This window comes from Novosphingobium pokkalii (genome assembly GCF_014652855.1).
In the GTDB taxonomy this organism is placed as follows: domain Bacteria; phylum Pseudomonadota; class Alphaproteobacteria; order Sphingomonadales; family Sphingomonadaceae; genus Novosphingobium; species Novosphingobium pokkalii.
The window spans coordinates 1-11,265 of sequence record NZ_BMZP01000041.1 but is presented as its reverse complement, the minus strand read 5'-3'; the positions used below and the strand labels follow the sequence as shown (position 1 = coordinate 11,265).

At 62.5% G+C, this 11,265-nt stretch carries 8 protein-coding genes; 2 read left to right on the top strand and 6 right to left on the bottom strand.

Annotated features, from left to right (window positions below):
• Window positions 1-133 precede the first annotated feature (133 nt).
• From IE191_RS20645 to IE191_RS20620, 6 genes are all read right to left on the bottom strand, one after another.
• Complete coding sequence (locus tag IE191_RS20645) at window positions 134-1,036, bottom strand: ArdC family protein (RefSeq protein ID WP_191326321.1); 903 nt, start codon at window positions 1,034-1,036, stop codon at window positions 134-136.
• A 103-nt stretch (window positions 1,037-1,139) separates the two neighbouring features.
• Window positions 1,140-3,164, bottom strand: a complete 2,025-nt coding sequence (locus tag IE191_RS20640) for a ParB/RepB/Spo0J family partition protein (protein ID WP_191326320.1) — start codon at window positions 3,162-3,164, stop codon at window positions 1,140-1,142.
• Between the two features lie 122 nt (window positions 3,165-3,286).
• The gene (locus IE191_RS20635) at window positions 3,287-3,589 is read right to left on the bottom strand and encodes a type II toxin-antitoxin system RelE/ParE family toxin (protein WP_191326319.1); all 303 of its coding nucleotides are present in this window, start codon (window positions 3,587-3,589) and stop codon (window positions 3,287-3,289) included.
• A gap of 2 nt (window positions 3,590-3,591) precedes the next feature.
• A complete protein-coding gene (locus IE191_RS20630; protein WP_191326318.1) occupies window positions 3,592-3,837 on the bottom strand; it encodes a type II toxin-antitoxin system ParD family antitoxin in 246 nt (81 codons plus the stop codon).
• Window positions 3,838-3,922: 85 nt separating this feature from the next.
• Complete coding sequence (locus IE191_RS20625; RefSeq protein ID WP_229815736.1) at window positions 3,923-8,137, bottom strand: strawberry notch family protein; 4,215 nt, start codon at window positions 8,135-8,137, stop codon at window positions 3,923-3,925.
• A 254-nt stretch (window positions 8,138-8,391) separates the two neighbouring features.
• Window positions 8,392-9,557, bottom strand: a protein-coding gene (locus IE191_RS20620) for an IS3 family transposase (protein WP_229815735.1) whose coding sequence is annotated in 2 segments (ribosomal slippage) — window positions 8,392-9,305 and window positions 9,305-9,557 — 1,167 coding nt in all. Because the reading frame shifts where the segments join, the coding sequence is not laid out codon by codon here.
• 519 nt (window positions 9,558-10,076) lie between these two features.
• Between IE191_RS20620 and IE191_RS21215 the strand changes: the two genes are divergently transcribed.
• Both IE191_RS21215 and IE191_RS20615 read left to right on the top strand, forming a co-directional pair.
• Window positions 10,077-10,478, top strand: coding sequence for an RNA-dependent RNA polymerase family protein (locus IE191_RS21215; RefSeq protein ID WP_229815734.1), 402 nt, complete (start codon window positions 10,077-10,079; stop codon window positions 10,476-10,478).
• A complete protein-coding gene (locus IE191_RS20615) occupies window positions 10,463-11,212 on the top strand; it encodes a reverse transcriptase family protein (RefSeq protein ID WP_229815733.1) in 750 nt (249 codons plus the stop codon). Before IE191_RS21215 ends, IE191_RS20615 begins: the two co-directional genes overlap by 16 nt.
• Window positions 11,213-11,265: the final 53 nt, after the last annotated feature.

Below are 11,265 nucleotides of genomic sequence, written 5' to 3'. Positions count from 1 at the left end.
GTCCGACTCCTTCGTGGTCGGACTCTACCATCGGGCGGTCACATTTCAGGGGAGCACGTCAGAATGCCTGACAATGGGCGACAAGCAACCTGCGCGCCATCGGGCCAGAGGCGCGCGGGCGCTGTGGCCCGTCTCATGCCGCAATCGCCATCGGCGCAATCGCAGCTTTGTGCGCCGCGTGGATCCAGTCGGCGGCGGCCTGCGCTTGCGCTGCGGCGTTGAAGATCGCCTTGGGGTCGTGGCGCAAAGCCCCCAGCCAACTGGCAAGGTAGGCGGCATGATCAGGCCGCGGCGTATAGGCAAGGCCCAGATCGGCCATCAGGTAGCTGGCGCCGAGTTCGGCGACTAGTTCCTCGCGCGCGCGAATGCTGCGTTCCTTGTGATAGTCGCGCAGCGTCTCACGAGCTAACCTGTCCACATGTCCACTCGCGTGGGTGACCTCATGTGCGAGTGTGGACACAAGGTCGAGGTCATGGTCGAAAGCCGTGCGCTCGGGCATGAAGACCTTGTCGATGTCGGGGCGGTAATAGGCATCGTGCAGGCCATATTCGACCAGGACGCCAAGCCCTTCGAGGAAAGCCAACGCATCGGCGACCGAGGTGCTGATGGGCGCGACTTCCTTCTCTGCGGCTTCTTCGGCGCCGTCCACCTGATCGCGGTTGAAGACGACAAAGCTGCGCGCGAAGAAGCGGGCGCGGCTATCGCCTTCGTCGCCCGCCTCCACGGCGGCATCGCCGCGCTCGACCTTCTTCCAGAGGATGACATGGGTGCCGATCTCACCCTTGCGTACCTGGCCGCCATGGGCGCGCCACTGCTGATAGGTCGCCCAGATGCCCGAGGCGTAGCCGCAGCCATCGGCCGTCGCCCAGAGGACAAGCCGGTTGATGCCGGAATAGCGCCGGCCAGCCACGCTGGTCGGGCGCATGACCGGCGCGCCGGAATGGTGCCAGGGCATCCGCCATTCGCCTGCGCCCGATTCAATCGCGGCGACAAGCTGGGCGGTGACGGTGGCGTAAATATCGTGACGGGGCTTCATGGGATGGTCTCCTCCTGATCCGAACTGTGCTCGCAGTTGCGCCATCCTCCTCCCGCTCTGGCGCGGAAGGAGGATCGGTTCGGTGGCTGTTCGAGGTTGAGGGTCAGGCCGCTTGGTTGAGCGGGGCGTCGGCATCGTTCTGATTGGCCGCGTCGAGCGGAACGTCCCCGGCATCCTCATACCTGTCGTCGAGGGCCATCCCGCTGTCGATCAGATCACCCGCAACGCCGTCAAAGCGCATCGCATCAGGAACCCATGCGAGCGCCTTGGCCTTGATCTCCGGCTCGATGATCGTGTCGCCCGAACACAGGCGCGCGGCAGCGGTGGCCAGTTCGGACTTCTTCGCCGCCGCATAGCGCAGGGCGATTTCGGGATCGAATTGCCCGAGGATGCTGAGAATCTGCGCCTTCTTGATGCGGTCGAAGAAGTTCTCGGCACCCGGCCGCCAGTGCTGGGCCATGTCGATGCCGATCTCGGCTCCAAGGCGGCTCTGGAAGGTGCAGGCGTGTGTGCCCCTGGCAAGGCTCGCCTTGAGGCTCTGGCTGACAGCATAGGCGAGCCAGCCCGCCTTCACGCCATCGTCCAGCGACCGGAAGGCGAGGAAGGACGCGAAGCTGTCCTCTTCGCTGGCCCAGTCATTGGGCAGGCTGGCGCGCTGCTGTTCGAGTTCGGTCACTGCCGCGCTGGCCGGAATGCCGGTCAGGCCCGATGGCTCGTTGCGGTCGGTGATGCGAATGGTGCAGCCGGTGTCGGAGTAGCCGAAATGCCCGGCATGGTCGCGCGCCAGGCTGAAAATCGCCAGATCAAGCGCCAGCGCCGGATCATGGGCGATATGAAGCGCAAGCACGTCGCGGCGGTCCTTGGCCATCTGCTCTTCGAGCGAGTGCGGCAGACTGGCCGTAGGCGCGGGCTCCTCGCCATCGATCTCGGCCCCGCCCATGGGTTCGCCCGATGCAGATGGCCGCCGAGCGGGCTTGGCCGAGGTGTAATAGGTTTCGAGCAGGCGCGGCTGACCATCCTTGCCCAGCACGAGGAAGGTGCCGACGTTGGGCTTGTCCTCTTCTGGGATCAGCAGTTCGGTGTCGGCAAGCCGATCATGCTCGGTGTCGAGCGAATTGTATTCCGCCTCCAGCGCTTCGACATCATCGCCGTCATCCGGCGCGTCGAGGATCTCGGCGATCTCGGTCATCCGGTCGGAGATTTCGTCCATACGGGCCAGTGCTTCGGCGCTGGGTTCAGCGCGACGCGGCCAATAAGCATGGAGGTCCTTGGTCTCGTCATAGGTAACATGAGTCGCCAACGTGGGCTTCACCCAGGCGAGCTTGGAACCGAGTTCGGCGACTTCAGCCTCATGCGCCAGCTTCTTGGCGGCGAGGTCCATGGCGAGATCGCCATCGAGCCACCGGCCTTCGCCCTCGGCGGCGAAAAGATCGCGCTCGATCCGGCCACCGCAAGCGACATACTCGGCCTCACCGAGAAAGCGCGCGATGGGGTGATCGGCCGAGAGGCTTTCCTCAGCAATCGCGCGGCGGATTGCCTGCGGACTGTCGGCCTGCCAACTCGTCGACAAGCGTTCCCACGCTGCTGCCTGCCGCTCGCGGTCGCCGGTTGAGCCATAGGCCATGGCGACATCGAGCGTGATGTCTCCAGCGGCCAGCGCCGCGAAGATCGGCTCGGCCAGATCAGCAAGGCGCAGGCGGCCTTGCACATGGCGAACGGTGACGCCGAAGCGACGCGCCACAGCTTCGGCATCAGCGCCGCTATCGACGATGTCGCGATAGGCCCGCGCCTCATCCGCAGGCGTCATGGCCTCGCGGATCAGGTTTTCCGCAAGGCTGATCTCGCGCGCAGCGGCGTCCTCGCTCTCGCAAAGGCGCACGTCGATCGCGTAATCCTTCGGCAGCATGCCGCGCTCGATCAGTAGGCCGATCGCGCGCCAGCGGCGGCCACCGGCGTGGACATCGTAAAGGGTCTTCTTGCCCGCAGAGGGGCTGACGATCAGCGGCTGCAACAGGCCGTGCTCGGCGATGCTGGCGGCCAGGGCCTCAAGGCCCGAGTCGCCATTGGCCTTGCGAACATTGCTCTCGGACAGGCGCAGCTTGGCGTGCGTCAGGGTGGTGGACTGCATGATAGGGTCTCCCGCGCTTGGGTCGAGAGGCCCGGATCATGGAGACGCTTTCGCCTCCAGGGGGCCTCGCCCCCATGGCTTTCCCCTTTTCTCTCAGGTGGCCTGCGCCTATCCTGCGACGACTACCCGTCGTAAGTCGAGGACATCCAGTCCTCTCGCCCATGCCGGACGCGCAGAATGATGACCTCGTCGTCACCCCCCACATCATAAATCACCAGATGGGCCTTGTAGGGATATGCGCGGACAGGCGGCGAAATTTCCTCTCGCAAGCGCGCGGCATGCGGATAGCCCGCCAGAAACGCGAAGATCGCGCCCAGCCCTTCATGATAGGCATCAGCCTGAGGCAGGCCGAACTGCTCAATGCCTTCAAGAAAAATGGCTGCTAGATCGTCGGCAGCGGCGTGCGTTAAGCGGAAGCGTGGCACGGTCAGGCTTGTAAGCCAGCCTGACTGATCGCACGCGCCCGGATGTCAGCCATCGTCTCTTCGCTGAGACCGCTAGCACGAGCCTCGTCGACAAGGCGCTGCATGGCGGCAACCTTATCTGCGCGCTCCTGATCACGGCGGATAAGATCGCGCACATAGTCGCTGGCATTGCTGTACCGACCGGTGTCAGCTTGAGCTTCCACCCACTGCTTCATAGGATCGGGCAGTGAGATGTTCATCGTGGCCATGGGAACCTCCGAGCCTTCAAATAGCAAAGATTGGCAAATTTTGTCAATTGACACCCCCCTGCCCTACCGAAGGAAGAATGGGCGACTACGCCGCCAGCGCCTGCACGATTTCCCGAGCGCCGTTCACCGGCATGAACAGACGGGTCTGATAGGCGATGATCTCGGTGAAACAGCCCTTTGCCTTCCAGGAAGGCAGCCCTCGCGGATCAAAGCCGATGACCTCAAGCCGCTGCTCGCCATTGACCCGGGAACGCTTGAGGCTGATGCCGGACAAGGCATCGATGGGCACAACCTTGCCGCCGAGCGCCGCATCGACCAGTTGCTCAGGCGACAGCGCAATCCGATCACCGATGCCCAGCTTGTCGAGCAGCATGTTGACCGCCTCGGCGGGCACAATGCGTCCCAGCAAGGATCGACCATCCTGGGTGACAAGACGGCGCACCTGCGCCTCATCGCCCAGCAGGTTCCAGATCGGCAGCAGGCGGCCGGTCGCGAGATAGAAGCGCTCGGTATAGGGTTTGGCCGCCAGATCGTCGGCCTCAAACTGCCAGGCCTGCTCGAAAACCTCACGCTCGCAATCATTCCAGTGGCTCTCGGCGAGTTCGTCAGCGGTGAGCCAGCTTCGCCCACCAGGCCGGTGCAGCGTGAAACTGGCCACCGGCGTGCCATCGTCCATCAGGCGCGTGCGATCTGGCATAAGCACCGCCACGCGCGACGAGCGGCCATTGCGCAGCAGTCGGGTCTTGGGGCCGATGCGCTTCACGATCTCGGCAAGCGGGGTGAATTTAGGCGCCCACTGCGCCTCGAGGGTCAGAAGCAGGGTCGAGGCGCCATTGGTATCCTCGCGCAGGATCCGCTCCTCAATGATGGTCAGCTTGTCGGCCACCAAGGTCTCGACGCCGGCATCGAAAGTGCCTGCCTTGCGCGCCGCATCGATCCGCGCCTCAACCAGCCCCAGGAATTCGTCGAAGACAGCGTTCTGGAGTGCGATCGGCAGCGCCAGAATACGGTTGAGCCAGCGTTGGATCGGCGGGAGATTGTCGGTGAGGCAGCCCTCCTGCTCAAGCTGGAGGCCCGTGCGCTCGCAGAAATCGGCAAAGCCAATGCTGGTGAGCTTGCCCTGGTGCAGCAGGTGGTACCAGCGCGTCAGGGCCTCGCGGGCGTAATCGCTCTCGAGATTGTCAGCAGGATCGAACAGGTTTTGACCGCCCGTCTGGCGCTGACCGCGTGTCAGCGCGCCAAGCGCATCGAGGCGGCGGGCGATGGTCGAGATGAAGCGCCGTTCACCGCGGCAATCGGTGGTGACCGGACGAAAGACTGGCGCCGAGGCCTGATGGGTGCGATTGGTCCGGCCAAGTCCCTGGATGGCGCGGTCGGCGCGCCAGCCCGGCTCCAGCAGGAAGTGCATCCGGCGCTGCTGGTTCTTGGCATCAAGGCTGGCGTGGTAGGAACGCCCAGTGCCACCGGCATCCGAGAAGACGAGGATGCGCTTGGCACCGCTCATGAAGGCGTTGGCATCGGCCAGCGACTGGTTGGCGGTGCGCGATTCAAGCCGCTGGCTGCCGTCGTGCAAGGTCACCAAGCGGCGGGTGCGGCCCGTGATTTCAGCCACCGCATCCGTGCCGAAGCGCGAGATGATGGCATCGAGCGCGGGGACGATCGGCGGCAGCGCGCCCAGCAGTTCCAGCGTTTCGGCCTTGATCCGCAAGGCCTCCTGCGAATGCACCGGATTGCCCGCCTCATCGAGCATCGGGCGCGAGCGTTCATTGCCATCCTCATCCCAGTAGCTTTCCATGGCGCGGGTCGGGAACGCATTGTCGAGATAGTCCGCCACGATCTCGCGGGGCGAAAGATCGAGCTGGATCTCGGCGCGATCCTCGGCGGAGAGGTCGGCCAGGCGCCGATCGAGCAAGGCCTCGGCTGTCGAGACCAGTTGGATGACCACGCTGTGCTCGGTGGCCAGCGCATCCTCTATGGCGGGGAGCAGCGAGGGCAGCTTCATCGACAGCAGGAGCTGACCAAAGAAACGCTGCTTCGAACTCTCGAAGCGCGAGCGCGCCGCCGACAGCGCCTGACCATTGAGGGTCTTGCCCTCGAGCGGATCGGTGACCCCCGATGCGCCCAGCGCAGCCTCAAGGTTGCGGTGGATGATCGCCCAGGCATCGGCATAGGCATCGAAGTCCGCGATCTGGCGCGGGGTCAGCGCATGTTCGAGGATGTCATACTCGACGCCGGCATAGGAAAGCGCGCGGGCTGTATAGACGCCCATCGCCTTCAATTCGCGGGCGACCAGTTCCATCGCGGCGATGCCACCTTCGCGAATGCGGGCGATGAACGAGCTACGGTCTGGAAAGGCAGTGCCTTCACCCCACAGGCCAAGCCGCGTGGCATAGGCAAGATTATTCACGTCCGAGGCCCCTGTGGCCGAAGCGTAGATCACGCGGGCGCGCGGCAGGCGGTTCTGCAATTCTACACCGACGATGCCTTGCTGCGAGCCTTTGGTGGCGCCGAAGCGACCTTCACCACCAGCGACACCGCCCATGGCATGGGCCTCGTCGAACAGGATCACGCCGTCGAAATCCGGCGTCAGCCATTCCAGCAATTGCTGAAGGCGGGTCTTCTCGCCAGTGCCGCTGCGCAACGTGGCATAGGAGGCGAAGAGGATGCCATCAGCCTGCCTGATCCTAGCCTCGGGCTTGATCTTGGAAAGGGGCTGGATGTCGAGCGCGATGCCTCCCAACGCTTGCCAGTCGCGGCGGGCATCCTCGATCAGAGCATTGCTCTCGCTAATCCAGAGATGGCGGCGGTGACCGCGCAGCCATTGATCCATCAGGATCGAGGCGAGTTGCCGGCCTTTGCCAGCACCCGTGCCATCGCCGAGGAAGAAGCCGCGACGGTAAATGGCACCATCGGCATCAGGCACCAGTTCAAAGCCGCGCTCCGGCACGCGATAGCAGCCGGGAAGATCGGACGAGGTCGCATCGAGCGCGTGGACCAGCGTTTCAAGCTGGGCGCGGCTCAGAACACGGTCACGGATCACTTTGGCAGGAAGCTGGGGGACGTAGCTTGGTACTGGCAGCGCCACCGAGGCCATGGCCGCCGATTCCACCAACTGGGTCGGATGGTCAGCCGCATTCTCGAAGATGAGGCGTTGGGGCCGATAGGCGACGTAGACGCCTACCGCCTGCTCGGCATCGGCGATGGTGTCGCGAAGGGTATAGGCAAGCGGTGTGGCGCCGGTGGCATCGCCGCGCGACGCTGCTGCGGCCAGTTCCGTTACGGCTGAGCGAATCCCTCTTAGTAAGGTGGACGTGGTTTTGGCAGGCGAAACTGGAGGTGCGGCCACGAGCGCCAACTCAGTTGCGACCCGTCGGCGCGGTGGAACCTTGGACAGGAAGGGCACCAGATCGGCAACAGTGGCCCGGTTGATGACAGTCGTGTTGATGGACCCAGCAAACTTGTCGATCACCAGCAGACGCACAGAGATGGCGGTGCCTTGTTTGGTAAAGGCGCCCTCAAGCCGGGCATGGAACGCCACACTCGCACCCTGCAGCGCGCGCTGGAACAGTTCCGCGCGGCCGTGGGGTTGGAAGCTGTCGGGCATGATGGCAACGAGACGCCCTTCAGGCTTCAGAACGCCAAGTGCAGCAGCAAGGTGGCGTGCAGCCGTTGTCGGATCCTCAAGTCCAGCAGCATTGCGGGCGAAGGGCGGGTTCATCATCACCACACTGGGCCGCTGGATCAGATGAGCCCCGATGCGGGCGGCATCATGGTCGGTCACGGTCGCATCGGGGAACAAGTGGCGCAGGATTTCCCGGCGGACTGGATCGATTTCGTTGAGGTGGAGGCTAGCAGCATGTCTGGCCCAGACAGCCAGCATTCCAGTGCCCGCGCTGGGTTCGAGCACCACATCTTCAGGTTGGATGTCTGCCAAGTGGGCCGCCAGCCAAGCCAGGCTCAACGGTGTTGAGAAATGCTGATGCTCAACCTGCTCCTCGCTGCGAACGGTCTGGGTTGGCAGACGCGCTTCGAGATTGTGCAGCAATAGGAGTGCCTGATCGGCCGATGAGGGGATCGATTGCCCGGCGAGCCAGCAAAGCACAGCCATTTCCAGCATCTGGAAGCTGTCCCGCTGAGACCAGGCTCCCGAGGCCGAAGTGCAGCCGGTTGCCTCCTCCATGGCCTGATTGACAATCCGTCTGCCGAGTTTTTCGCCGGCGGACAGATGCGGAATTAAACGGAGCGAAGCTTCTGCAAGCTGGCTTACATACGCTGCGGGCTCCAGTGCGTTGGGACACATGGGAAATCCTTTCGGGTTCAGGGAACTCGAAAGGATTTCCTCCCGCTCTCACTTTGGAGATGACACCCTCAGAGCCGATTGTTGGAGCCAAGGCGTCGTTATCGAAACCAGTCGTCCACGCACCCTTGCCTCTTGAAGCTTGCACGGCGAGGCCTGGTCGCGTGCTACCGTAAACAGTATGCCGGATAATGGGACGGACCGGAACGGCGGCTTCACGGCTAAGATATGTGGTCTGAGCCCCGACGTTCCTCCACCTATGAGTAGAGCCGACGGCCCGATTGATGCCCTTGTGCGGGCGTGATGACAACCGGGTTGGGGGTTAACCCCCAACCCGGTTTGCCGATTGATTTGGCCACCATCTCCGCTGGGGTCATGTTGCCCAGGCTCGAGTGCGGCCGGTGATGGTTGTAATCGTGCCGCCAGACAGCAAGCACCGACCGGGCCTGGGCCAGGCTGGTGAAGATGGTTTCGTTCAGGCACTCGTCACGCAAGCGGGCGTTGAAGCTCTCGATAAACCCGTTCTGCTGCGGCTTGCCCGGCGCGATGTAGTGCCACTCGACGTTGCGCTCCTTGGACCAGCGCAGGATCGCCATGCTGGTCAGCTCGGTGCCGTTGTCACTGACGATCAATGCTGGACGGGACCGTTCGGCAATGGCCCAGTCCAACTCCCGCGCAACTCGCAGGCCCGAGATCGAGGTGTCGGCGATGAGCCGGACACACTCGCGGGTGAAGTCGTCGACCACCGCGAAAATGCGGAACCGACGACCACAGGCAAGCGCATCCGACACGAAGTCGAGCGACCAGCGCTGGTTGCGTCCCTGCGGGATCGTCATCGGCGCCCGCGTGCCCAGCGCCCGCTTGCGGCCGCCGCGGCGCCGCACCTGCAGGCGTTCCTCGCGGTACAGCCGCCGGAACTTCTTGTGGTTGATTATCACGCCCTCGCGGCCCAGCAGCCAGTGCAAGCGGCGATAGCCAAACCGGCGGCGCTCCGCCGCCAGGCCACGCATCCGCTCCCGGATCGCCCCATCATCGCCTCGCCGGCTGCGATACCGCACCATCGTCCGGTCCACGCCCAGCACATCACACGCCCGCCGCTGGCTCACCTCGAACACCTGCTCAAGGTGAGCCACCGCTTCCCGCCTGGCAGCGGGCGCTACCATTTTTTTGCGGTGATCTCCTTGAGCATCGCGTTGTCCAGCATCGCCTCAGCCAGCAGCTTCTTCAGCTTTGCGTTCTCGTCCTCGAGCTGCCGCAGGCGCTTCGCCTCCGACACCTCAAGGCCGCCAAACTTGGCCTTCCACTTGTAAAAGGTCGCGCTGCTGACACCGTGACGGCGGCATACATCCGCCGTCGGCAACCCAGCCTCCTGCTCCTTCAATATCGCGATGATCTGCTCTTCGCTGAACCTGCTACGCTTCATCCCGTCCGACTCCTTCCGTGGGCCGGACTCTACTCAAATCTGGAGGAGATTGCGGGGCTCAGACCATATGGGATAGCCGACATTCGGATGTGTCAACGTCATCCGTTCAGCCGCAAGCGTACATCGCGCCGGCTGGTCGTCTATCGACGAACGGGAATTAATGTCCTCTGCAGTCGACGCGACTAACCGTTCGCAGCAGCTTGCGGCAACCTGGACCAATTTGCCCAAACACTAGCAGTCACCCACCCTCGAACGGGTGTTGGTTGCCTTTTACGCGATCTCTGCCAGCGGTTTCCTCAAGGCTAGCGTGATGCAGTGCTTCACGGAATCCGGTTCGCCCCAAGGTGAAAAATTTTCAAAGGGTTGTTCCGTTGCTGTATCGGTTTTGCTATTCGACGTCGCCGAGGGTCTCCCCTCGCATACGCGCTGTAGTAACTGCGGCGTAAGAGTAAATGTCAGCACACATCGTGCGCGCCACAGATTGTCGGATGACCATGGCGTGATTGGAAGGGAGACCCCGTGAAACGCCCGGCTCGAGTTTTTGGACCTGTCATTCGTGCCAAACTGCCGCCCGAGCTAGTAACCCGAGCCGACCTGCTTTCGTATCTTGGTATGAACCTGGCCGAACTGAAGGTTGTAAAGTGGTACACCAAGCGGATGTACCACACGTTCAACATTAATAAGAAATCCGGGAAGGCCAGGAAAATCAATGCGCCTGACCGGCGACTAAAGATTGTCCAGAGAAAGATCGCTGATTTACTGACGCCATTGTATCGTCGTCGCAACCCAGTTCACGGGTTCGTGGCGGACAGGTCAGTTAAGACCAACGCGCAATCACATCTGGGTAGTAAGTTCATCGTTAATTTGGATTTGCATGATTTTTCCCCTCGATTACACATAATCGCGTGGTTGGTGTGCTGATATCTCTGGGTATCGATCGCAGCGTCGCTGAGGCAATCGCTGCGTTGTGCTGCTTGAATGGCTGCCTTCCTCAGGGCGCGCCGAGCAGTCCGATCCTTTCAAACATGATCTGCTTTCGGCTCGACAAAGAACTTTTAGAGTTTGCCAAAAGCACGCGTTGTATCTTCACCCGATATGCGGACGATATAAGCTTTTCCAGCTACCAACCTCTGGTCGGCATTTTCGAGTCATACCCTCCGTCGCCTGGACACTTCGCTCCAGACCTACTCAACACGAGACTTCGGCAGATCTTCAATGCAAACGGCTTTGTTGTGAATCAGGACAAGGCCCACTATGCGGATCGACACTCACGTCGGACCGTAACGGGCATACGAATCAACGAAGCGTTAAACGTCGATCGTCGGTTTGTTCGAAATCTGCGGGCTGCGCTTTATTCGGTCGAGACACTCGGCGTTGTTGCGGCAGAGGCCAAGTTCCTTTCCTCCCACCGCGGTAAGTCGGGGCTCGGCAAACATCTGCAGGGCAAGGTCGCGTGGCTAGGCCACATTAAGGGCGCCTCAGATCCCGTTTTTCGCAGCACGGCATCGCGTTTCAACAAGGCTTTCCCAGCTTTGCAACTAGAGATCCTACCTACCGCTCACGAGATTCGGGAGCGGGCCGTTTGGCTCATCGAGCATTGGGAAGGGACCGGCAGCCAAGGTACGGCGTTCTTCATGAAAGGCGTTGTGACGTGACCCCCAGCTTTCCACCAGCTGGGATTAGAGCCGGGCCGTTTTGTTGCGCATGA